Annotated in this window: 20 protein-coding genes; 10 read left to right on the top strand and 10 right to left on the bottom strand. The window is 66.5% G+C overall.

All coding sequences use genetic code 11. The annotated features are described in order from the left end of the window. The first annotated feature begins 68 nt into the window (after positions 1 to 68). Complete coding sequence (htpG, locus tag CMO28_RS15865) at positions 69 to 2,015, top strand: molecular chaperone HtpG (protein ID WP_296715117.1); 1,947 nt, start codon at positions 69 to 71, stop codon at positions 2,013 to 2,015. On the opposite strand, the gene CMO28_RS15860 is transcribed toward htpG, so the two are convergent. Further along, positions 2,003 to 3,547, bottom strand: a complete 1,545-nt coding sequence (locus CMO28_RS15860; RefSeq protein WP_296715115.1) for an MFS transporter — start codon at positions 3,545 to 3,547, stop codon at positions 2,003 to 2,005. The genes htpG and CMO28_RS15860 overlap by 13 nt on opposite strands. A gap of 231 nt (positions 3,548 to 3,778) precedes the next feature. After that, on the bottom strand, positions 3,779 to 6,481 hold the full coding sequence (gene acnA / locus CMO28_RS15855; RefSeq protein ID WP_296715114.1) for an aconitate hydratase AcnA: 2,703 nt from the start codon (positions 6,479 to 6,481) through the stop codon (positions 3,779 to 3,781). Positions 6,482 to 7,371: 890 nt separating this feature from the next. Between acnA and CMO28_RS15850 the strand changes: the two genes are divergently transcribed. The 7 genes from CMO28_RS15850 (at position 7,372) to CMO28_RS15820 (ending at position 15,797) form a co-directional block, all read left to right on the top strand. Next, positions 7,372 to 8,169: an ABC transporter ATP-binding protein gene (locus CMO28_RS15850; RefSeq protein ID WP_296715113.1), complete on the top strand. Its 798-nt coding sequence runs from the start codon at positions 7,372 to 7,374 to the stop codon at positions 8,167 to 8,169. After that, a complete protein-coding gene (locus tag CMO28_RS15845; protein WP_296715112.1) occupies positions 8,169 to 10,097 on the top strand; it encodes a long-chain fatty acid--CoA ligase in 1,929 nt (642 codons plus the stop codon). The genes CMO28_RS15850 and CMO28_RS15845 overlap by 1 nt, the downstream gene beginning before the upstream one ends. A gap of 99 nt (positions 10,098 to 10,196) precedes the next feature. Next, a complete protein-coding gene (locus CMO28_RS15840; protein ID WP_296715111.1) occupies positions 10,197 to 11,090 on the top strand; it encodes a branched-chain amino acid ABC transporter permease in 894 nt (297 codons plus the stop codon). Positions 11,091 to 11,100: 10 nt separating this feature from the next. Then, a complete protein-coding gene (locus tag CMO28_RS15835; RefSeq protein ID WP_296715110.1) occupies positions 11,101 to 12,171 on the top strand; it encodes a branched-chain amino acid ABC transporter permease in 1,071 nt (356 codons plus the stop codon). A 150-nt stretch (positions 12,172 to 12,321) separates the two neighbouring features. Continuing rightward, entirely contained in the window at positions 12,322 to 13,545 is a 1,224-nt protein-coding gene (locus tag CMO28_RS15830) for an ABC transporter substrate-binding protein (protein ID WP_062763092.1), read from the top strand. Between the two features lie 85 nt (positions 13,546 to 13,630). Further along, positions 13,631 to 14,476, top strand: a complete 846-nt coding sequence (locus CMO28_RS15825) for an ABC transporter ATP-binding protein (protein WP_296715130.1) — start codon at positions 13,631 to 13,633, stop codon at positions 14,474 to 14,476. A 79-nt stretch (positions 14,477 to 14,555) separates the two neighbouring features. Beyond that, the gene (locus CMO28_RS15820; protein WP_296715109.1) at positions 14,556 to 15,797 is read left to right on the top strand and encodes a phenylacetate--CoA ligase family protein; all 1,242 of its coding nucleotides are present in this window, start codon (positions 14,556 to 14,558) and stop codon (positions 15,795 to 15,797) included. 130 nt (positions 15,798 to 15,927) lie between these two features. On the opposite strand, the gene CMO28_RS15815 is transcribed toward CMO28_RS15820, so the two are convergent. From CMO28_RS15815 to dctP, 7 genes are all read right to left on the bottom strand, one after another. Continuing rightward, positions 15,928 to 16,653 (bottom strand): ribonuclease activity regulator RraA, encoded by a 726-nt coding sequence (locus CMO28_RS15815; protein ID WP_296715108.1) that lies wholly within the window; start codon positions 16,651 to 16,653, stop codon positions 15,928 to 15,930. Between the two features lie 14 nt (positions 16,654 to 16,667). Beyond that, positions 16,668 to 18,398: an L-arabinonate dehydratase gene (gene araD / locus CMO28_RS15810; protein ID WP_296715107.1), complete on the bottom strand. Its 1,731-nt coding sequence runs from the start codon at positions 18,396 to 18,398 to the stop codon at positions 16,668 to 16,670. Between the two features lie 5 nt (positions 18,399 to 18,403). Continuing rightward, complete coding sequence (locus tag CMO28_RS15805; protein WP_014746586.1) at positions 18,404 to 18,568, bottom strand: hypothetical protein; 165 nt, start codon at positions 18,566 to 18,568, stop codon at positions 18,404 to 18,406. Between the two features lie 10 nt (positions 18,569 to 18,578). Continuing rightward, complete coding sequence (locus tag CMO28_RS15800; RefSeq protein WP_062763086.1) at positions 18,579 to 19,895, bottom strand: TRAP transporter large permease; 1,317 nt, start codon at positions 19,893 to 19,895, stop codon at positions 18,579 to 18,581. Continuing rightward, the gene (locus CMO28_RS15795) at positions 19,885 to 20,406 is read right to left on the bottom strand and encodes a TRAP transporter small permease subunit (protein WP_296715106.1); all 522 of its coding nucleotides are present in this window, start codon (positions 20,404 to 20,406) and stop codon (positions 19,885 to 19,887) included. The genes CMO28_RS15800 and CMO28_RS15795 overlap by 11 nt, the downstream gene beginning before the upstream one ends. A 74-nt stretch (positions 20,407 to 20,480) precedes the next feature. Further along, positions 20,481 to 20,735 (bottom strand): hypothetical protein, encoded by a 255-nt coding sequence (locus CMO28_RS15790; RefSeq protein ID WP_296715105.1) that lies wholly within the window; start codon positions 20,733 to 20,735, stop codon positions 20,481 to 20,483. Positions 20,736 to 20,759: 24 nt separating this feature from the next. Next, on the bottom strand, positions 20,760 to 21,503 hold the full coding sequence (dctP, locus tag CMO28_RS15785) for a TRAP transporter substrate-binding protein DctP (RefSeq protein ID WP_296715104.1): 744 nt from the start codon (positions 21,501 to 21,503) through the stop codon (positions 20,760 to 20,762). A gap of 124 nt (positions 21,504 to 21,627) precedes the next feature. Between dctP and CMO28_RS15780 the strand changes: the two genes are divergently transcribed. Then, a complete protein-coding gene (locus tag CMO28_RS15780) occupies positions 21,628 to 22,347 on the top strand; it encodes a GntR family transcriptional regulator (protein WP_062763081.1) in 720 nt (239 codons plus the stop codon). A 27-nt stretch (positions 22,348 to 22,374) separates the two neighbouring features. On the opposite strand, the gene CMO28_RS15775 is transcribed toward CMO28_RS15780, so the two are convergent. Then, on the bottom strand, positions 22,375 to 23,022 hold the full coding sequence (locus CMO28_RS15775) for a LysE family translocator (RefSeq protein ID WP_062763080.1): 648 nt from the start codon (positions 23,020 to 23,022) through the stop codon (positions 22,375 to 22,377). Between the two features lie 154 nt (positions 23,023 to 23,176). Between CMO28_RS15775 and ccmA the strand changes: the two genes are divergently transcribed. Then, on the top strand, positions 23,177 to 23,839 hold the full coding sequence (ccmA, locus tag CMO28_RS15770) for a heme ABC exporter ATP-binding protein CcmA (RefSeq protein WP_014746592.1): 663 nt from the start codon (positions 23,177 to 23,179) through the stop codon (positions 23,837 to 23,839). Positions 23,840 to 23,929: the final 90 nt, after the last annotated feature.

Below are 23,929 nucleotides of genomic sequence, written 5' to 3'. Positions count from 1 at the left end.
GTGGCCGGCTGCCGATGCCAGCCGACCTTCGCCCTTCCATCATTGCCCTGCCGAACGGACCTGATCCCATGGCTGAAGCCCTCGATACTGAAGAGACCCGCGTGTTCGATGCCGATGTCGGCCGCATCCTCGACATCGTCGCCCATGCCCTCTACAGCGAGCGCGAAGTCTTCCTGCGCGAGCTGATCGCCAATGCCGCCGATGCCTGCGACAAGCGCCGGTTCCTGGCGCAGACCGACGAGGCCCTGGCGGAGGGCGCCGGCGACCCGGCGGTGACCCTGGTGCCGGATGCCGGTGCCCGCACCCTCACCGTCTCCGACACCGGCGTCGGCATGAACCGCGACGAGCTGATCGCCAATCTGGGCACCATCGCCCGCTCAGGCACGGCCGAATTCGCGAAGAAGCTCTCAGGCGATGCCGCAAAGGACGGCAGCCTGATCGGCCAGTTCGGCGTCGGCTTCTATTCGGCCTTCATGGTCGCCGACGAGGTGGTGGTGGAGACCCGCCGGCTGGGTGAGCCGCAGGGCTGGCGCTGGACCTCGGACGGCCGCGGCGGCTACCGGATCGAGGCGATCGCCCGCGACGCCGTCGGCACCGACGTGATCCTGCGTCTCAAGGAGGATGCCGCCGAATTCCTCGACCCCTGGCGGCTGAAGGCCGTGGTCAAGCGCTGGTCCGACCCCCTCGCCCTGCCGATCCGGCTGGATCCGCGCAAGGCCGAGGGCGGCAAGGAGGACGAGGGTGTCGAGACCATCAACGCCGCTCAGGCGCTCTGGACCCGGCCCAAGGCCGAGATCGAGCCCGAGACCTATACCGCCTTCTATCGCGACATTTCCCATGCCTTCGACGAACCCTGGGCGGTGATCCACAACCGCAATGAAGGCACGATCGAATACACCAACCTGCTGTTCATCCCGACCGAACGGCCCGCCGATCTCTACGAGCCCGAGCGCAAGCCGCGCCTGCGACTGCATGTCCGGCGGATGTTCATCACCGATGACTGCGAAGCCCTGCTGCCGGGCTGGCTGCGCTTCCTGCGCGGCGTGGTCGACAGCGCCGATCTGCCACTGAACGTCAGCCGCGAGATGCTGCAGAACACGCCGCTGCTGACCAGGATCCGCCAGGGTCTGGTGAAGCGTGTGCTGGGCGAACTCGAAGGGCGGGCAAAGTCCGATGCCGAGGGCTATGCGCGCTTCTGGGATGCCTTCGGGGCGGTGGTCAAGGAAGGCCTGTACGAGGATTTCGAGAACCGCGACCGTCTTCTGGGCCTCGCCCGCTTCCGGTCGACCGCCGTCGACGGCTGGACCAGCCTCGCCGACTATGTCGCCCGCATGAAGCCCGAGCAGAAGGCGATCTATGTGATGGTCGGCGACAGCGTCGAGGCGGCGCGGGTCAGCCCGCAGCTTGAAGGCTTCAAGGCCCGCGGGCTGGAGGTGCTGCTGCTCGGCGACCCGATCGACGGCTTCTGGACCATGATCGCGCCCGATTTCGACGGCAAGCCGATCCGCGCCGTGGGCCGTGTCGCCGACGACGAACTCGCGGCCTTCCCCAAAGTGGATGCAGACGGCAAGGCCGCGCCTGAAACGAAGGACGAGGCAGCCGAAGGTGAGGCCGGCATCGACGGTGCCGCCCTCGCCGATCTGATCGGGCGGGCGCTGGGCGACCGGGTGCGGGCGGTCAGGCCCTCGGCCCGGCTGGTCGACAGCCCGGCCTGCCTCGCCGCCGGCAGCGACGGGCCGGACCCGGCGCTGGAGCGGCTGCTGGCGCGGTCGGGCCGCGGCGGCCCGGTGCGGGCACCGATCCTTGAGATCAACCCCGACCATGCCCTGCTGAAGGCCCTGAAGGGCCTGGCTGCCGAGGCGGGTGAGGATGCGGCGGCCCGCGCCGCCGCACTGGCCGAGCCGGCCGAGCTGCTGCTCGATCAGGCGCGGCTGGCCGAAGGCGAGGCGCCGGCGGATCCCGCCGCCTTTGCCCGCCGGCTGGCCCAGCTGATGACCCGCGCCTATCGCGCCTGATCATCCTTCGGCGCGGGGGCATCCGCGCTGCCCTGATCCGGGGTCGCCGATCCGTCGGCGGCCCCGTTTTCGTGCCCCCCGGCCGGCTTGCGGGCAGGTTCGACCGGTTCCGCCGGAACGTCGCCGTTCCGCAGGATCACCGCTTCCGGAACCACCACCGGGTCGACGGCAGGTGCTTCCGTGGCTGCGGCCATCATCGCCTCGTCGCTTTCCAGCGGCGGCTCGGCGCCCGAGATATCGGTCGCCATCACCGTCACCGCGGGCGTCGTGCGCGGCGACACCACGGCCGGTGTCTTTGCACTGGCCGGTACCTGCGGCCGAATCCGGGCCCGATAGATGGCAAAGGCCGCCAGAACCGCCCCGGCCAGCACCGCCCAGGCGAAGAGGCCTGAGGGGCCGACCAGGCTCATGATGCCCGAGGCCATGATCGGGCCGATCGCCGAGCCGAGCCCGCCGCCCAGCACCAGCCCGCCGGCGGCGGCGATCATCCGCCCCGGTTCGACCAGATCGTTCACATGGGCGGTTGCGACCGGATAGAGCGCATAACCGGCACCGCCCACGATCACGGCGCCGACGAACAGCAGCCAGATGGCGGCCGTTTCCGGGATGATACCGGCAAGAAGCCCCGAGCCCGCGAGCATGCCGTCGGCCGGCGTTTCGGCCTGGGGCATGCTGCCGGCCCCGGCCATCACCACCAGGCTGCCGATCGTCACCATGATCGCAGCCCCCGCCAGCACGCGGCGGCGATCGATCCGGTCCGACAGCCAGCCCACCGGCCATTGCAGGAACAGCCCGCCCAGGAACACCGTGGCGACGAAAGCCGACACCCCGGCCGTGTCCAGGCCGATGCCGCGCGCGAACACCGCACCCATACCGCCCTGGATACTGCCGATGATCAGCCCGCTGGAGACCACGGCGGCGAGACCCAGCGGCGAGACCCGCCAGAGGGACAGAAGGCCGAGCCGGGGTGCGGCATGGATCTCGGGTGTCAGGCTGCGGGTCAGCGCCAGCGGCACCAGGGCCAGCGACAGGGCCATGGCGGCAAGGGCGTAGAGCAGCGGCATCCGCACGTCTTCCAGCGTCAGCAGGAACTGACCGCCGGCGAGCGCCAGGTTGAGCGAAATGATATAGGCCGAGAGCACCTTGCCGCGGGTCTGGTTGGTGCTGGCCGAGTTGAGCCAGCTTTCCGCGGTCATGAACAGCGCCGCCATGCAATAGCCGGTGACGACACGCAGCAATGCCCAGCCGACCAGATCCAGAAAGAAGCCGAGCGACAGGATCGCGACCGAGCCGATCGCCGCAAAGGCCGAGAAGGCCCGGATGTGCCCGACCCGCACGATCACCCGCTGGGCCGTGGCGGCACCGATGATCCAGCCCACGAAATGGGCCGCACCGACCAGACCGATGGCGATCGTGCTGACCCCTTCGACGGCGAGCCTGAGACCCACCAGCGAGGAGAGCATGCCGTTGCCCAGCTGGGCGATGGCGATGCTGAGCAGCACCGCGGCGACTGAGGCGAGAACCGTACTCATCGGATGAAAATCCGGCCGTGAACCTCCGGCCGTCCTGTCTGGCGGAAAAGGGCGGCACCGGTGCGACCGCAGGGCCCGTGCATCCGGTGAAACGACATGAGGATCAGTAAACCATGCGCCGCCCGGCCATGCCACCCGCTGCCGGCCGGGGCCGGGAATTATCGCCGAAACGACACACGCCCCGGCGCCAGAGGCACCGGGGCGTGCGAATGTCGGCGTGCGACAGACCGATCAGGCCTGGCCGCTCGCGATGCGGCGCAGCACATAGTGCAGGATGCCGCCGTTCTTGTAGTACTCGAGCTCGTCGAGGGTATCGATGCGGCAGACCAGCGGCGCCTCGACCACCTCGCCATTGGCGCGGGTGACCTTGAGGGTCAGCGCCTGGCGCGGCTTCAGGTCGTTGCCGAGGCCGACGATGTCGAAGGTCTCGGTTCCGTCGAGGCCGAGCTTCGCCCGGTCCCAGCCCTCGCCGAAGACCAGCGGCAGGATGCCCATGCCGACGAGGTTCGACCGATGGATACGCTCGAAGCTCTCGGCGATGACGCCCTTCACGCCCAGCAGCATGGTGCCCTTCGCCGCCCAGTCGCGCGACGAGCCGGTGCCGTACTCCTTGCCCGCCACCACGACCAGCGGGGTGCCGGCATCGATGTAGCGCATGGCCGCATCATAGATGCTGAGCTGCTCGCCGGTCGGGATGTGGCGGGTATAGCCGCCCTCGACGCCCGGGACCATCTCGTTGCGGATGCGGACATTCGCGAAGGTGCCGCGCATCATCACCTCGTGATTGCCGCGACGGGCACCGTACGAGTTGAAGTCGGCGGGGGCCACGCCATGCTCGGTCAGATAGCGGGCGGCGGGGCTGTTCTTCGCGATGTTACCGGCCGGCGAGATATGGTCGGTGGTCACGCTGTCGCCCAGGATGGCGAGAGCACGGGCACCGTTGATCGGCGAGATCTCGTCGGACGCCACCGGCGACATGCCGTCGAAATAGGGCGGCATCTTGACGTAGGTCGAGGCGTCATCCCATTCGTAGGTCTCGCCTTCCGGCGCCTGGATGGCCTGCCAGGCGGCGTCGCCCGAGAACACGTCGGCATATTCGCCGCGGAACATCTGCGAGGTGATGACCGAGCGGACGGTCTCGCGGATCTCGGCAGAGGTCGGCCAGATGTCGCGCAGGAAGACCGGGGTGCCGTCCTTGTCGTGGCCGAGCGGCTCCTTGTCCAGGTCGACGAGAACCGAGCCCGCGATCGCGTAGACCACGACCAGCATCGGGCTGGCCAGGTAGTTCGCGCGCACGTCCGGGTTCACGCGGCCTTCGAAGTTGCGGTTGCCCGACAGCACCGAGGTCACGACCAGGTCATTGGCATTGACTGCCGCCGAGATCGGCTCGGCCAGCGGGCCGGAATTGCCGATGCAGGTGGTGCAGCCATAGCCGACCAGATTGAAGCCGAGCGTATCGAGCGCATCCTGCACGCCGGCGGCGCGCAGATATTCGGTCACGACCTTGGAGCCCGGAGCGAGCGAGGTCTTAACCCAGGGCTTCACCGTCAGGCCGCGCTCGACCGCCTTCTTCGCGACCAGGCCGGCACCGAGCATGACGTCGGGGTTCGAGGTGTTGGTGCAGCTGGTGATCGCGGCGATGGCAACATGGCCGTGCGCCAGCTTGTAGTCCGCACCGGCAACCTCGGCGACGACGTCGGCGGCGGTGCCCTTGTTCTTGGTCAGGGTCGGCAGGCTCTCACGGAACGAGGCCGGCACGGTCGAGAGCGGCACGCGGTCCTGCGGACGCTTCGGACCGGCGAGCGAGGGCTCGACCGTCGACATGTCGAGTTCGAGGGTGTCGGTGAACACCGGATCCGGCGAACCGGCCTCGCGCCACATGCCCTGGGCCTTGGCATAGGCCTCGACCAGCGCCACGGTCTCGTCGTCACGGCCCGACAGACGCAGATAGTTCAGCGTCTCGCCGTCGATCGGGAAGAAGCCGCAGGTGGCACCATATTCCGGCGCCATGTTGGCGATGGTCGCACGGTCGGTGAGGACCATGTTGTCGAGGCCTTCGCCGTAGAACTCGACGAACTTGCCGACCACGCCCTTCTTGCGGAGCATCTGGGTGACGGTCAGCACGAGGTCGGTGGCGGTGGTGCCTTCCTTGAGCTTGCCGGTCAGCTTGAAGCCGATCACCTCGGGGATGACCATGCTGACGGGCTGGCCCAGCATCGCGGCCTCGGCCTCGATGCCGCCCACGCCCCAGCCCAGAACCGCCAGGCCGTTAACCATGGTGGTGTGGCTGTCGGTGCCGACCAGCGTATCGGGATAGGCGACGGTGCGGCCGTCTTCCTCGGCGGTCCACACCGTCTTCGCCAGATATTCCAGGTTCACCTGGTGGCAGATGCCGGTTCCAGGGGGGACGACGCGGAAGTTGTTGAACGCGCCCTGGCCCCAGCGCAGGAACGAATACCGCTCGGCATTGCGCTCCATCTCGAGGTCGACGTTCTCTTTGAACGCAGTCGGGGTGCCGAAACGGTCGACCTGCACCGAGTGGTCGATCACGAGGTCGACCGGCGAGAGCGGGTTGATGCGGTTGACGTCGCCGCCGAGCTGCTTCATCGCCGCGCGCATGGTGGCGAGGTCCACGACCGCCGGCACGCCGGTGAAGTCCTGCATCAGAACGCGGGCCGGACGGTAGGCGATCTCGTGATCGCTCTTGCGGTCCTTCACCCAGGCGACGAGGGCCTTGACGTCGGCGTCGGTGACGCTGCGGCCGTCCTCGTAGCGGAGCAGGTTCTCAAGCAGCACCTTGAGCGAGAAGGGGAGCTGCGAGACACCCTCGAGGCCGGCGGCCTCCGCCTTGGGCAGGCTGAAATAGTCATACGCCTTCCCGTCGACCGTCAGGGTCGAACGGGTGCTGAAGCTGTCAAGGCGGTTCGCTGTCACGACGACCTCTCCTCACGATGGACCTTGTCGCCTTGTCTTATCGACTGACGGGCATCGCGTTCGGGCGACGGGTGACGGGCCCGCCTCGCCGGCGGCCGCGTCACCTCGGGCCGGGGCAGGCGGCGGTCGATAAGACCGGTACCGGCATCGGTGAGGGGTCGGGTCGGACGGCGGACAGACGGGCGTCCGCCGCGGCCATCCTGTTGCGGCCCCGTCCGAAGGCCGAAGCTTTCGGGCTGGTGCACCGCAAACGGACGTCGCGGCGTCGATGCCGCGTTCGCGCGCCGTGATATCAGGGATCGCCCGGAAAGTCCACGAAAACCGCCGCCTTGCACGATGGTCGGGGGTGGGCCCGGGGGCCGGCGCGGGGCTGGTTCGGGCAGCACCGCAGCGCAGTGCCGTCACCGCGCATCGCGCGTGCCGGAACGATGGGGCGAGCCGTCACCGGCTCTTCGGCCGCACCTCTCGTCGAGCGACGCCCCTGCCGATCAGACCGGATCCGGCCATGCGAACCGATGGCCACGCGCGTGATCATCGGCGTGATCATCGACAGTTTGCGTGTGTGATCATCCACCCTTGCACACCGTATCGCCAAGGCCTGGAGACGTCATCCTCCAGTATGATAACGGCGTTATTGAAATATTGCTGGGTTTGCCTTCGTAACTTTGGCAAACAGACACTCGGCACGCCACTTGGGATTTGACCCCCGGGGCAGCGTGGTGATGTAATGTCATGACAAAACGGCATGACAAAACAAAGAACGAGGCGCAGCCGCCGCAGCTTCCGTGACCGGTCTGGCATCTGGGGATGCCGGGGAGGACCGGGCGGAACGACGGATGGACACCGGGAGCCGTTGCCCGTCGCGCCCCATACAGGGAGACCCGAGGCCCATGGGCGAACAGACCCCGCTCCTGGAGGTCAAGGACGTATCGTTGCGATTCGGCGGCGTGCGCGCCCTGACCGAGGTCAGCTTCCACGTCCGGCCCGGCGAGCTGTTCTCGATCATCGGGCCGAACGGTGCCGGCAAGACCTCGATGCTGAACTGCGTGTCGGGCCGCTACACGCCCACCGAGGGCCGCATCCTGTTCGAAGGCCGCGACGTGACGGGGCTCTCGCCCAACCACCGCGCCGCCCTCGGCATCGGCCGGACCTTCCAGAATCTCGCGCTCTTCGGCCATATGTCCGTGCTCGACAACATCATGGTCGGCCGGCATCACCTGCTGAAGAACAACGTCTTCACCGGCTCGCTCTACTGGCTGGGCGGCGCCCGCCGCGAAGAGCTGGAACACCGCCGTGCGGTGGAGGACATCATCGATTTCCTCGAGATCGCCCATGTCCGCCGTGCGACGGCCGGGCAGCTCTCCTACGGCCTGCGCAAGCGGGTGGAGCTGGCGCGGGCGATCGCCCTCAGACCCAAGCTGCTGCTGCTCGACGAGCCGATGGCCGGCATGAACCTCGAAGAGAAAGAGGACATGGCCCGGTTCATCATCGACCTCTCCGAGGAATGGGGCATGACCATCATCATGATCGAGCACGACATGGGGGTGGTCGCCGACATTTCGCATCGGATCATGGTGCTCGATTTCGGGCGCAAGCTTGCCGAAGGCTCGGCCGAAGACGTGCTCAACGACGAGCACGTCAAGAAGGCCTATCTCGGCGAGGATGACGACGAAGAGGCGGTGGCGTGATGTCCCAGCAATTCCCCGATTTCACGGTCCACGACACCCTGCCGAAGCTGCTTGCGCACAACGCCGCCATCCACGGATCCGAGGTGGCTCTGCGGGAGAAGGAATTCGGCATCTGGAACGAGTTCACCTGGTCCGACTACAACGACCGGGTGCGTGAGATGGCGCTCGGCCTGATCTCGCTCGGCGTCGCCCGGGGCGAGGTCGTGGCGATCCTGTCCAAGAACCGGCCGGAAGCTCTCTATGGCGAGATCGCGATCCACGCCCTGGGCGGCCTGAGCCTCGCCATCTACCAGGACGCCATGTCGAGCGAGGTCGCCTATCTGCTCAATTATGCCGGCGCCCATGTGGTGCTGTGCGAAGACGAAGAGCAGGTCGACAAGCTGCTGGAACTCGGCGACGACATCCCGACGGTGCGGACCATCGTCTATGCCGATCCGCGCGGCATGCGCAAATACGACGACCCGCGCCTCAAGGATCTGGCCGAGGTCTACGAACTCGGCCGGGCGCTCCATGGCCGGGAGCCCGACCGCTATGCACGTGAACTCGCGGCCGGCAAGGGCGACGACGTCGCCATCCTATGCACCACGTCGGGCACCACGTCGAACCCCAAGATGGCCATGCTGCAGGGCGGGCGCTTCCTCGAGCATTGCGCGCGCTATCTGATGGCCGACCCCAAAGGTCCGACCGACGACTACGTCTCGGTGCTGCCCATGCCCTGGATCATGGAGCAGATCTACGCCGTGGCACAGCCGCTGATCTGCCGCATCCGGGTGAACTTCGTCGAAGAGCCCGAGACGATGATGGCCGATCTGCGCGAGATCGGACCAAGCTTCGTGCTGCTGGCCCCGCGGGTCTGGGAACAGATCGCGGCCGATGTCCGCGCCCGGATGATGGAGAGCACGCCTCTCAAGAATGCGCTCTATGATTTCGGCATGAAGCGGGCGCTGAAGGCGCTGGAGCAGGGACGGCGATCGAAACTCGCTGATTTCGTGCTGCTGCGGGCGCTGCGCGACCGGCTGGGCTTCTCCAATCTGAAATCGGCGGCGACCGGCGGTGCGGCACTCGGCCCCGACACCTTCAAGTTCTTCCAGGCCCTGGGGGTGCCGCTGCGCCAGATCTACGGCCAGACGGAAACCGCCGGCGCCTATACCGTACATCTGGCCGACGACGTCGACATGAACACGGTCGGCAAACCCTTCCCCGGCGTCGAGATCAGGATCGTCGCGCCCGACGAGAACGGGGTGGGCGAGATCGTCGCCCGCCATGACGGGCTGATGGCCGGCTACTACAAGAACGAGAAGGCGACGGTCGAGGATCTGCGCGACGGCTGGATGTATTCCGGCGACGCCGGCTACTTCGACAAAAAGGGCCATCTGGTCGTCATCGACCGCATCAAGGACATCGCCGAAACCGCGAACCGGGTGCGCTTCTCGCCCCAGTTCATCGAGAACAAGCTCAAATTCTCGAGCTTCATCGGCGAATGCGTGGTGCTGGGCAACCAGAAGCCGTTCATCTCGGCCATCCTGTGCATCCGCTATTCGGTGGTCTCCAAATGGGCCGAGCAGCGGGGCATCGCGTTCACCACCTATACCGACCTTTCGGCGCGGGCGGATGTCTATGATCTGCTGCGTCAGGAAGTGGAGCGGGTGAACGAGACCCTGCCCGAGGCCCAGCGCATCCGGCGCTTCCTGCTGCTCTACAAAGAGCTGGACGCCGATGACGGCGAGCTGACCCGCACCCGCAAGGGGCGGCGCAACGTCATCAACGAGCGCTACGGCCGGATCATCGACGCGATCTACGACGGCCGCGACGACATCGACATCGACACCACCATCACCTTCCAGGACGGCAAGCAGGCGCGGATTCAGACGGTCCTGCGCATCGTCGACCTGGGGGCGCCGGTGGTACCGCTGCGCAAGGCGAGCTGACCGCCGCGCCCCGCCAGGTTTCGGGCCCGCTGCGGCCCCAGGTTTCCGCCCGGAGGGGCCGCATCGCCGGCCCTGCGCAAGCGAGGAGCTTTCCGCGCCATGACGACGTCACTGTTCGTACAACTTCTGGTCAATGGACTGATCGTCGGCACGCTTTACGGCGTCGTCGCGATGAGTTTCGTGCTGATCTACAAGGCCTCCCAGATCGTCAATTTCGCGCAGGGCGAATTCCTGCTGATCGGCGCCTGGGTGTGCTGGTGGATCATGACCGATCTGCAGCTGCCCTTCTTCTGGTCCTTCATCCTCACCCTCGCCTTCATGGTGGTGTTCGGCATCCTGCTTCAGGTGGTGGTGCTGCGACCGCTGATCGGTGAACCGATCATCTCGGTGATCATGGTGACGATCGGGCTCTCGATCTTCTTCCAGGCGATGATGAAGTGGATGTTCGGCGTGTTCGTACAGCCCTTCCCGCCGATCTTCGAGACCAGCTCGGTCACCATCCTGGGCCTCCAGGTCCAGACCGCCTATGTGATGAGCCTGGTGATCTCGCTGATCGCCATGGGTCTCTTCGCCTGGTTCTTCAAATTCTCCAAGATCGGTCTCGCCATGCGGGCGACCGCCTTCAACCAGCAGGTCGCCCAGTCGCTGGGCGTCTCGGTGAAGCAGATGTTCGCCATCTCCTGGGCGATCTCGGCGGTGGTCTCGGCGCTGGCCGGCGTGGTGGTGGGCATCGTCAACGGCGTTTCGGCCGGCCTGTCGCTCTTCGGCTTCAAGGTGTTCCCGGCGGTGATCCTGGGCGGGCTGGACTCCATCATCGGCGCGGTGGTGGGCGGCCTGATCATCGGCGTGCTGGAGAACATGGCGGAGTATGTCGACGGCCAGTTCCTGCACATCGGCAACCTTTATGCCGTGGCGCCCTACTACGTCCTGATCATCATCCTGATGATCAAGCCCTACGGGCTGTTCGGCACCAAGAACATCGAGCGCGTGTGAGGCCGGAACCATGAGCAGCATGTCCCTTCGCCCCTGCGGCGACTACCGGACCTCCTACGCCAAGGACACCACGATCTTCCCGACCAAATGGTCGCGGAACTTCGCCATCCTCGGCCTTGTCCTTGCAGCCCTCTTCCCGCTGATCGCCAGCCAGTACCACATGAATCTGGCGATCACGATCGCGATCTACGGCATCGCCGCCCTCGGCCTCAACATCCTGGTCGGCTTCACCGGGCAGATCTCGCTCGGCCATGCCGCCTTCTTCGGCTTCGGTGCCTTCTCGTCCGCCTTCCTCAACAACACCTATGATGTTCCCGTCGTGCTCGCGATCCCGCTTGCCGGGTTCATGACCACGGCGGTGGGTCTGATCGTCGGTATCCCCGCAGCGCGCATCAAGGGGCTCTATCTCGCGATCGCGACGCTCGCCTCGCAGTTCATCCTGCAGGACTTCTTTTCGCGCGCGGACTTTTTTACCGGCGGCTCGGCGGGGGCGCTTGCCCAGTCCTTCTCGCTGTTCGGCTGGGAGGCTTACGGCGAGCAGAACTTCTACTATGTCGCCCTGTTCTTCATGGTGATCTGCTTCCTGCTGGCCACCAACATGCTGCGCTCACGCGATGGCCGGGCCTTCGTCGCCGTGCGCGACCACTACCTCTCGGCCGAGGTGATGGGCGTCAACCTGACCAAGTACCGGCTGATGTCCTTCGGCGTCAGCTCCTTCTATGCCGGTATCGCCGGGGCGCTCTACGGCCACTATCTGGGCTTCGTCTCGGTGGAAAGCTTCACCATTCTGCTGTCCATCCAGTTCATCGGCATGATCATCATCGGCGGCCTCGGCTCGGTGATGGGGACGCTGATGGGCACGGCCTTCATGGTTCTCCTGCCCGAGGTTCTGGAAGGGGCGGTGGCCTGGGCGGACGGCATCGGACTGATCGGTGCCTCGTTCATGAACAACGTCGTGTTCATGAAGGAAGCGGCGATCGGGCTTGTGATCGTGCTGTTCCTGATTTTCGAACCCGACGGGCTTGCCCATCGCTGGCGGCAGATCAAGGCCTACTGGAAACTCTATCCGTTCTCGTACTGACCCTCACCCCCGCCCGCGGGGCGGCGGTGCGCAGCCGTCGGCGGCACCGAAACCCGCGCAAGGCGCGCATGACCTTCGCCCGACCCATCTGCAGACGGCAAAGGTCGCAGCCAACCAAGAAAGAAGCGTTGCTTCATCAGGGAGAGACACATGCCCATGAAGACTCTGAGCGGCGCCCTTGCCGCCGTGCTGATCGCCGGTACCGCCACCGCTGCACTGGCCGACGACGTCAAGATCGGCAATCTGGTCGACTTCACCGGCGCCACGTCGACGGTGAGCAAGCCCTTCTCCGAGGGAAAGGCGGCAGCCTTCGACTGGATCAACGCGCATGGCGGCGTGAACGGTAAGAAGATCGTCTACGACACCGTGGACTATTCCTACCAGGCGCCGCGGGCCATCGCCGCCTATAAGCGCTGGGTGTCGGAATTCGGCGCCGTCGCGATCGCCGGCTGGGGGACCGCCGATACCGAAGCCCTGGTCGGCTTCCTGGTCAAGGACGAGATGCCCTATATCTCCGGCTCCTACTCCGCCCATCTGACCGACCCGACCGGCAAGACCAGCAAGGCGGCGACCCCTTACAACTTCTTCTACAACGTGTCCTATTCCGACGGCCTGCGCGGCATGCTGCAGTGGGCGCTCGAAGACTGGAAGAAGAAGGGCGGTCAGGGCACGCCGAAATACGTCCACATGGGCGACAACCATCCCTATCCCAACGCCGCGCGCAAGGCCGGTGAGGAATATGCCAAGGAGCTGGGCTTCGAGGTTCTGCCGGCGATCCAGTACTCCCTGGCTCCGGCGGACTTCAAGGCGCAGTGCCTGACGCTGAAGCAGTCGGGCGCCAATTACGCCTATCTCGGCAACACCGCCGGATCGAACATCTCCCTGCTCAAGAGCTGCGAGACGGTGGGCGTCGAGGCCCAGTTTATGGCCAATATCTGGGGCTTTGACGAGAGTGCGGCGGAAGCCGCCGGCACCGCCTCCAACGGCGTGGTCTGGGTGGTCGGTGCTGCGACCTGGAATGACGACGAGCCGGGCATGAAGCTGGTCCGCGAGATCGCCGGCGGCGACGACTACAAGCCGGTGCACTACACCCGCGGCATCTGCACCGCCTTCTATCTGAAGGAGGCCCTGGAATGGGCCGACAAGAACGGCGGGCTGACCGGTCCGAACATCCGGCAGGGCTTCTACCAGAAGGCTGACTGGGTGCCGGCCGGGCTGGACGGCGTCTGCTTCCCCTCGACCTGGACCCCTGAGGACCATCGCGGCACCGTCGACATGTACGTCTATCAGGCGGCCTATAACGACGGGAAGTTCTCGATGAAGCGTCTGGCCGAGACGAAGATCGAGCGCCGCCCCGAGTGGCTGGGCTGGTAATCGCCCTGCCCGCCTGCCGCGCAGCCGCGGCAGGCGGGCCACTCTCCTGCCATATGCCTCCGCCAGACGAGACCTTCCGATGTCGATGACCCAGACCGCAACCACCGGCACCGAGGCGGGCAGCCGCGCCGCGCCGGCCACCGAGCCGATCCTGACCGTCAACAACATCGAGGTCGTCTACAACGACGTGATCCTGGTGCTGCACGGGGTCAGCCTGAACGTGCCCCAGGGCCAGATCGTGACCCTGCTCGGCGCCAACGGGGCCGGGAAATCCACCACGCTCAAGGCCATATCGGGCCTGCTGAAAAGCGAGGACGGGGAAATCACCCGTGGCGACGTCACCTTCATGGGCGAGAAGATCAGCGGGCTGGAGCCACAGGATATCGTCAAGCGCGGCCTGTTTCAGGTGATGGAAGGCCGGCGGGTCGTCGAAGACATGACCGTCGCCGAGAACCTGCGCCTGGGTGCCTATACCCGCCGCGACAGCGGCGTGAAGGCCGATATCGAGATGGTCTACCACTATTTCCCGCGGCTCAAGGAACGTACCGGGCTTTCCGGTTATCTGTCGGGCGGCGAACAGCAGATGCTGGCGATCGGCCGCGCCATGATGGCGCGCCCCAAGCTGATCCTGATGGACGAACCGTCGATGGGCCTGTCACCGCTGCTGGTGAAGGAAGTCTTCTCGATCATCAAGCAGATCAATGAAGAGCAGGGCATGACCATTCTGCTGGTCGAACAGAATGCCCGGCAGGCGCTCAAGCACGCCTCTTACGGCTACATCATGGAAAACGGCAAGATCGTGCTCGACGGCAGCCGTGACGACCTGATGGGCAACGAGGACGTGAAGGAATTTTACCTCGGCACCGGCGACGGCGAACGCAAATCGTTCAAGTCGATCAAGTCGTTCAAGCGTCGCAAGCGCTGGCTCTGAGTCACCGCGGTCCCCACCGCCGCCCCCGACCCCGACACCGACGGGCGCACCGCCGCGCCCCCGCATCCGGTACAGGACGATGACCGACAGTATCTATTACGACGACCGTGAGACCATGGATCCCGAGCGGCGGGAGGCGGGTCTGTTCGCACGGCTGCCGGCGCAGATCGCCCTCGCCAAGGCCAAGGCGCCGGCGCTGGCACGACTGCTGGCGGAAGTGGACGCCCCCGCGATCCGGGATCGCGCCGCCCTGGCCGCCCTGCCCGTGCTGCGCAAATCCGAACTGACGCCATTGCAGGCCGCAGAACCGCCCTTCGGCGGGCTCAATACCGTGGCGCCCGGTCGGCTTGACCACATCTTCATGTCGCCGGGGCCGATCTATGACCCGCAGGAAGCCGGCACGGATCCGTTCCGCTTCGCCCGCGCCTGCTGGGCGGCCGGCTTCCGGCCCGGTGACATCGTTCACAACACGCTGTCCTATCACTTCACCCCGGGGGGGTGGATGTTCGACACCGGTGCCCGCACCATCGGCTGTGCGGTCATCCCCGCCGGCGGCGGCAACACCGATCAGCAGCTGGCGGCGATCGCCCAGCTGAAGCCCACGGCCTTTACCGGCATGCCCTCGTTCCTGAAGCTGCTGCTGGAGCGGCAGGAGGAAGCGGGTCAGGCGCCGAGCATCGTGAAGGCCCTGGTGTCCGGCGAAGCGCTGACCCAGGCCCTCCGTCAGGATCTGGACCGGCGTGGGGTCGTCGTAGGGCAGGTCTATGTGACGGCGGATCTGGGGCAGATCGCCTATGAAGGGCCGACCTCGGAAGGCATGGTGGTCGACGAAGACCTGATCGTAGAGATCGTGCGTCCCGGCACCGGCGATCCCGTGCCTGAAGGCGAAATCGGCGAAGTGGTGGTGACCACCTTCAACGGAACCTATCCACTGATCCGTTTCGCCACCGGCGATCTGTCGGCCTTCATGCCTGGCACCAGCCCCTGCGGGCGCACCGGAATGCGGTTGCGCGGCTGGCTGGGCCGCGCAAATCAGACGACCAAGATCCGCGGCATGTTCGTCCATCCGGGCCAGGTTGCGCAGGCCCTGAAGGCGGTGGGCGGCATCTCCCGGGCCCGGCTGGTGGTGACCAATCCGGACGGGCGGGACACGCTGGTGCTGCGCTGCGAAGTGCCGCAAACCGATGCCGATGGTCTTGCCGGCCGTCTGGCCGATGCGTTCCGCACGGCAGCCAATCTCCGCGCCGAAGTGGAACTGGTCAATCCGGGCGCCCTGCCCGCCGACGGCAAGGTGATCGAGGACGCCCGCGTCTTCGACTGACTGCCCGACAGCCTTCTTTTCTGCCCTCCCGCAGAGCATCTCGCGGGGCCGGCCCCGGGCCGGGCCCCGCGTTTTTTTGGCCCGGGATCTTTCGTCGTTCGTCGGGACCCCATTCAGCGCCTGATCCGGCTCATCGTCCGGTCTTGCGGCGCCAGTCTTCATAGGCGTCGAGCGCCGTCTGCTGCGTCGCCGGATAGAGACCGATGATCGGGGCCCCATCTTTCACCCGCTCCAGCACGAAATCCTCGTAGCTCTCCATGGCGGTGCATTCCGCCGCCAGTTCGTCGGCAAGATGGGCCGGGATCACCATCACGCCGTCGGCATCGCCGACCAGCACGTCGTCGGGGAAGACTGCGACATCGCCGCAGGCAATCGGCCCGTTGATCTCGATCGCCTCGTGCAAAGTAAGGTTGGTGGGGGCCGAGGGGCGGGCGTGATAGGCCGGCATGACCAGCCGGCCGATCCCCTCGGCATCGCGGAAGCCGCCATCGGTGACGATGCCGGCGCAGCCGCGCATTTCCAGCCGGGTGACCAGGATCGAACCGGCCGAGGCGGCACGGGCATCCTTGCGGGCATCGATCACCAGCACATGGCCCGGCGGGCAGGGCTCCACCGCCACACGCTGCTTGTGCTCCGGATCGCGGAAGACCGTGATCGGGTTGCGATCCTCCCGCGCCGGGATGTAGCGGAGCGTAAAGGCCGGGCCGACCATGCTCCGCCCCTTCCAGGCCACCGGCAAAGCGCCCTGGATGAACTGATTGCGCAGGCCGCGCTTGAACAGCGCGGTCGCGAGCGAGGCGGTCGAAACGCGGGCAAACTTTGCGCGCGTCTCGTCCTTCAGCGGGTGTCCGGTCATCTGGCGGCCTGCCTTCAATAGATCACGGGTTCGTCGACGGGCGCCCCGAAGGACGTCTCCAGATAGTCGAAATCGCAGCCCTTATCTGCCTGCTGGATGTGGTTGGTGAACATCCAGCCCCAGCCCCGGTGGAAGCGCGGCGGCGGCGGGGTCCAGGCCGCCCGGCGCCGGGCGATCTCGTCGTCGTCGACCAGCATGTCCAGCCGGCGGCCGGGCACGTCGAGGCGCACGATATCGCCGGTCCGCAACAGGGCGAGCGGGCCGCCGACATAGGCTTCCGGCGCCACATGCAGCACGCAGGCACCGAACGAGGTGCCCGACATCCGGGCATCCGACAGCCGGACCATGTCGCGGCAGCCCTGTTTCAGCAGCGCCTTGGGCATCGGAATCATGCCCCATTCGGGCATGCCCGGTCCGCCCTTGGGGCCGGCATTGCGCAGCACCAGCACGGCATCGGGGGTGATGTCCCAATCCTCGTCGTCCAGCTTTTCCTTCAGCTCGGGATAGCTGTCGAAGACCATGGCCGGCCCTTCATGGACCAGGAATCTGGGATCGCAGGCCACCGGCTTGATCACCGCACCGTCGGGGGCGAGGTTGCCCTTCAGCACCGCGAGCGACCCCTCGTTGTAGATCGGGTTGTCGACCGTGCGGATGACGTCGTCGTTCCAGACCTCGGCGCCTTCGATCCCCTCGCCCAGCGTGCGCCCGGTCACGGTCAGACAGTCGCGATGCAACCGGTCGCCCAGCCGCGCCATCAGCGCCCGCAGGCCGCCCGCATAGAAGAAATCCTCCATCAGATAGGTGGATCCGGCCGGGCGGATATTGGCGATCACCGGGGTCACCCGGCTTTTGGCATCCAGGTCGTCGAGGGTGAGATCGACCCCGGCCCGCCGGGCCATGGCGATCAGATGCACCACCGCATTGGTCGAGCAGCCGGTGGCCATGGCGACGGTCACCGCATTGTCGAAGGCCGCCGCCGTCAGGATCCTGGCCGGGGTCAGATCCTCCCAGATCATGCCCACGATCCGCCGCCCGCAATCGGCCGACATGCGGATGTGGTTGGAATCGGCGGCCGGAATGGACGAGGCGCCCGGCAGCGTCAACCCAAGCGCCTCGGCGATCGCCGTCATGGTCGACGCCGTGCCCATGGTCATGCAATGACCGTAAGAGCGTGCGATGCCCCGCTCCATGCCCTTCCACTGCGCCTCGGTGATGGTGCCGGCGCGGCGTTCGTCCCAGTACTTGAACGCATCCGAGCCGGAGCCCAGGGTGCGCCCTTCCCAATTGCCGCGCAGCATCGGCCCGGCCGGCAGATAGATCGCAGGCAGGCCGGCCGAGATCGCGCCCATCACCAGGCCGGGGGTGGTCTTGTCGCAGCCGCCCATCAGCACCACGCCGTCGACCGGGTGGGAGCGGATCAGCTCCTCGGTCTCCATCGCCAGCATGTTGCGATAGAGCATCGTCGTCGGCTTGACGTAATTCTCGCTGACCGACAGGGCCGGCAGCTCGATCGGGAAGCCGCCGGCCTGGAACACGCCGCGCTTCACGTCGTCGACGCGCTGCCTGAAATGCTGGTGGCAGGGATTGATGTCGGACCAGGTGTTCAGGATCGCCACCACCGGCTTGCCTGCCCAGTCCTGCTCGTCATAGCCCATCTGCAGGGTTCGGGAGCGGTGCCCGAAGCCGCGGAAATTGTCGGGCGCGAACCAGCGCGCCGAGCGCAGCTCGTCATAGGTCCTGGTCATGGGGGTCATCCGGTAAAGGCGAAAATCAGCCAGGTGAGGGCAGCAGCGGCGAGGCCGCCGGCAATTTCCGGCCAGTTGCCGAAATCGAAGCCGTCGGCCGCCTCTTCCGCGGCAAAATCGGCGGCGGTCACCGCCTCGTCCTGGTCCTGGATCGGGTCGTCGGGTCGCATTGATGCCTCCTCATTCCACCAGCGAGGGCAGCCAGAGGGCGATGTCGGGGAAGGCCAGCACCAGCAGCAGGCCTACCGCCTGCAGGGCGATGAACGGCATCACCGCGGCAAAGATCTCCTGCAGTTCGACATCCTTGGGCGCCACCGATTTCAGAAAGAAACAGGCCGGCCCGAAGGGCGGCGACAGGTAGTAGATCTGGATGTTCATCGCGAACAGCACGCCGAACCAGACCGGGTCGTAGCCCAGATCCTGAACCACGGGGGCGAAGATCGGCACGGTGATGAACAGGATGGCGATCCATTCAAGGAAGGTGCCCAGCACCATCACGATCGCCATCATCACCACGATCACCCAGATCGGCGCGATGTCGAGCGAGGTGAGCATGCCGCGCAGGAAGTCGCCGCCGCCGATCCGGTTGTAGATGCCGATCAGCGACACCGCCCCCAGCACCAGCCAGATGATCGAACCGACCGTCAGTGCCGTGCGCCGCATGGCGTCGCGGGCCATGGTCCAGGACAGCTCGCCCCGCACCGCGGCGACCACGAGCGATCCGACCGCACCGATCGCCGCCGCCTCGGTCACCGTGGCGACGCCGCTGTAGATGACCCCCAGCACCGCCATGATCAGCACGGCCGGCAGGATGGCGCCGTTCAGAAAACGCAGCCGCTGCACGAAGGGCAGGCCGGTTTCGGGGATGTCGTAGATCGGCGCCAGCGACGGGTTGAGCCGCACCCGCACCAGCACATAGGCGATGAACAGCGAGGCGAGCAGCAGCCCCGGCACGGCCGAGGCCGCGAACAGCTTCGTGATCGAGACCTGGGCGGCCAGGCCGTAGACGATCAGCACCACCGAGGGCGGGATCAGGGTCGCCAGCGCGCCGGCCGCACAGATGATGCCGATCGACATCTTGCGGTCATAGCCGAGACGCAGCATCTGCGGCAGGGCGATCAGCCCCAGCATCACGATTTCGCCGCCCATGATGCCGCTCATCGCGGCCAGGACAACGGCCACCACCGTGGTCTGTACGGCGACCGAGCCGCGGAAACGCCCACCCAGGATCGCCATGCTTTCGAACAGCGTATGCGCGATCCCCGATCGTTCCAGCACATTGGCCATGAACACGAAGAAGGGCACCGCGATCAGTTCGTATTTGTGCAGGACCTCGGTGACATTGGCCGAAACGATGAAGAAGCCGGCGCGTTCACCGAAATAGAGCACCGCCGTCACCAGCGACACCGTAAGCGTGGTGACGCCGAGCGGAATGCCGATCGCCATCAGGGCCAGCAGGCCCAGGACGATCAGAATGGTGATGATCTCAATGCCCACCGCCGTCTTCCTTCTCGGTCCCCTGGAACCAGCGGATCAGGTTGGCGAAGAGCTGCGCGACATAGAGCACGCACCCCGCCAGCAGCACGACCTTGAGGTAGCTGGGCTGGATGGAATTGAGCGCCGTGCCGGAATATTCCGGCCGCGCGATCACCCGCATGGCCGGGCTCCAGATCGCCAGGATCAGGCCGGTTACGGCGCCGATCGACACCAGGATCTGGATCAGGCGGAAACAGCGCCAGAGCTTCGGGCCGACCAGAATTTCGAGCATGGTGATCGAGATGTGGCGGTTGCGCTCGGTGACATAGCCGACCGAGAGCACCCAGGCCGTGGCACAGAGCGCCATGGTCACCTCGATCGACCAGCTTGTGGGGTGATCGAAGCCGTAGCGCATCACCACCTCCAGAGCCGAGAAGGCGATGCAGGCGAAGAGCAGCGACGCACAGGCCTGGCCGGTGAAGACGCTCACCCGGTCCATGGCCGCGGCGCAGCAGGCGAAGAACCGTCTCATCGGGCCTCCCGCTGACGGAACCCACTCCAGGCCGGTCGCGGCACCGCCAGGGCGACACCGCGACCGGCCGGCGATCACTTCAGCAGGCCGATCTGCTTCATATAGGCCAGGTTGGCGTCCAGGGCCTCCTTGGCGAGCGGCCCCTTGGCGGCGAACTTCTCCCATTCGATGCGAGCCACATCACGCAGCCTGTCGCGGTCGGTCTGGGCCCAGTCGATAACCTCGACCTTGCCGGCGGCGGCATCCTTCGCGGCCAGCGCCGCATCCTGTTCGGCGACCACCCGGGTCAGATCGGCCATAGCCATGTAGAACCAGTCCCGCAGCGCCATCCGGTCGGCCTCGGAAAGGGCTTCTCATTTCTCGCGATTGAACGAGAGCTGCATCGACGGCATCGAATGGATGCCGGGATAGAGCGGATAGCGCGCGACGTCGTTCAGCCCGGTGCTGGCATTGTTGACATAGGCCGAGGCGTCGGCGGCATCGACGATGCCCTTTTCAAGCGCACCATAGACTTCCGAGAACGGAATGGAGACCGGGCTTGCGCCGGCCGCCTGGAACACGGCGGAGGCCAGCCCCTCGGGCGCCCGGATCTTCTTGCCCTTCAGGTCGTCGAAGGTCCGGATCGGCACCCGCGCCGGCAGGGCCTCGCGGCTGTAAGGCGCGCAGCCGACCAGATGCGCCTCGCCGTCGGAAACCTCGTCCAGCGCCTTCTGCCAGACCGCTTCGCCGGGGCCGTTTTCGCAGAAACCGGCCATCTGCTGCGGCGTGTCGTAACCCGAGATCAGATCGCCCAGGATGGCGAAGGCGGGCTCCAGCCACGAAAAATAGTTGACCGAGGTCCAGTCGCCATCGATCACGCCCAGCCCGACGGCATGGGGCGTCTCCTTGGCCGGCACCACCGATCCGTTGGGCGTGAGGGCGATTTCCACCCGGCCGCCGGTCATCTCGGCGATCTTCGGCAACCAGTGTTCGGTGAGGTACTGAGTCGAGAAGTCGCCGGCATTGAACGACGTCTGGACGGTATAGGTCGCGGCCGTGGCCGGTGCCACGAAGGCGCAGGCCACCAGGCCCGCAAGGGCCGTGATCGTCGGGCGCATTCCATATCCTCCCTGGGCATCGAGGGTTTGATCACCTCGTTGACAAAAGCACTAATATATTAGTTGCCCTGACGCAACATCTGATATGGTCCGGGAAGAGAGTGCTTCAGGGAGCCCGCCGCCCATGTCCCCCAGGCGATCCGTCCTGCCCGACTTCACCGACATCGCCACGCTGGCCGATCTGGACCGGCGGCCGCTGGCGTCGCAGGGCATCTATGCCGCACTCAGGCGCCGGATCATCGACCTGGAGCTGAAGCCGGGGGCCCTGCTGTCGCGCACCCAGCTTGCCGAGGAATATGCCGTCAGCCAGACGCCGGTGCGGGACGCCTTCCTCAGGCTGGAGCGGGAGAAGCTGGTCGAGATCTTCCCCCAGTCGCGCACGGTGGTTGCCAAGATCGATATCGCCCATGCCCGCGAGACCCAGTTCCTGCGGCTCGCGATCGAGATCGAGGTCGCCAAGACCATCGCCCGCCACCAGATACCGGCGGACTTGACGGCCTATGCCCGTCGCCTGCTGCATCTGCAGGGCCAGGCCTTCGCCGATGGGGATATCGAGCGGTTCTCCATCCTGGACCGGCATTTCCATCTGGCGCTCTACGACGCCGTCGGCCATCCCGATCTCTGGTACATGATCGCCGAACGGTCCGGCCATATCGACCGGCTGCGCGCGCTGAACCTGGTCGATCCGGGCAAGGCCCAGGGCATTCTGGACTATCACGGCCGCATCCTGGACCGGATCGATGCAGGCGATGCAGCCGGCGTGGAAGAGGCGGTGCGCGGCCATCTTTCGGGCACGCTCAGCGCCGTCGCCCGGATCATGGAGCGCCATCCCGACTATTTCTGAGGGCATGTCCGCCCGCGTCAGGACCAGTCAGGACCAGTAGTCGATCCCGGTATAGACCAGCACGCCGGCGCCGATCGCCGCCAGCACGGCACCGGCGCCGCGCTTGATGCGCATCGGCCAGCGCGGCGCGAGTTTGCGGCCGGCATGGGCAGCGCCCCAGGCAAGACCCGCCCACCACAATGCGCCACCCGCCGCAATGCCGCCCAGAAGCGGGATCTTGTCTTCCGCGAAGCGGCCGAGGGTCGCGAACAGGGCAAGGAAGGCCGCAACCGCCGTCGGGTTGACGATGGTGAGCGCGAAAGTGGCGATGCAGCCGGAACAGGCGGCGATCACCCGGTTGCGACCGTGATAGGTCGGGTTGGGCAAGGCGGTGATCTGGCCGCCGTCGCGGCTGAGCGCGCCGGTCGCGGTCACCAGCCCCATGATCAGCAGCAGCAGGCCCGCGAACAGCTGCAAGGGCCGCTCGAAGGCATAGATCTGCTCGATCCAGCCGAGCCCCGCCACGGCGATGCCGGCATAGACCAGATCGGCCAGCACGACGCCCAGGCCGGTCACGAAGCCCACCCGCCAGCCGCGGTCCAGGCTGCGCCCGATCACCATCACCGCCGCCGGCCCCACCGGGGCCGCGACCACCAGACCGATGCCGATGCCCGCGAGGAAGCTGGACAGGATCATGCGCCGATCGTCCGCTCCGCCATCTGTCCTCCTGTCGTCTTTGCCATCTGGATCGGATCCCGGCCTTTTCGCAAAGCGCCCTTTGGTCTATGCATTGTGGCGCCCCGAAGGCAAGCCCGGAAGCCGTCGACCGAGGCCGTTTCATGAGGATCGCGTGACCACGGACCCGCTGGATGAGACCCCAGACCGGCTGACGCTGCAAGAGCTGGCATGCTTCCGCGGCGACCGGCCGATCTTCATCGGCCTGGATGCGGAGCTGGAGGCCGGCCATGCGCTGGTCGTCACCGGCCGCAACGGCGCCGGCAAATCGACGCTGTTGCGTATCCTGGCGGGCTTCGTGCGCGCCGATGCGGGGCAGGTGCTCTGGAACGGCGTCGATCGCGAGGATCACGACATCCCCTGGCGGGAACGGCTCCACTATCTGGGCCATCGCGACGGCATCGCCGCCGAACTCGCGGCCGGCGCCGATCTCAGGCACTGGGCAGCGATCCTGGGCGTGCCGCGGCCGCTGCGGGCGGCACGGGTGGCCGAAGCGCTGGAGGCCCTGGACATCCCGCATCTGGCCGAGCTGCCGGTGCGGGTACTTTCGGCCGGCCAGCGCCGGCGCCTGGCCCTCGCCCGCCTGCTGCTCGCCCGGCGTCCGCTCTGGGTGCTGGACGAACCCACCACAGCACTCGACCGCGACGGTCAGGCGCTGGTCGCCCGGCTGATCGGCGATCATCTCGACCAGGGCGGCATGGTCGTCACCGCCACCCATCTGGCCCTCGGCCTGGACGACCGGGTCGTGCCGCTCGACATCGAAGAGGCGGCGCCATGAGATACCGTCACGCTGAGCAAGCGCTTTTTTCAGTCGGCGAGCTTTGGCACGAAGGGTTTTCGAGCCTTGGCGACGGCGTAGACGGCGACG

Source organism: Tistrella sp. (genome assembly GCF_002684955.1).
In the GTDB taxonomy this organism is placed as follows: domain Bacteria; phylum Pseudomonadota; class Alphaproteobacteria; order Tistrellales; family Tistrellaceae; genus Tistrella; species Tistrella mobilis.
This window is presented reverse-complemented; position numbering and strand designations above follow the sequence as displayed.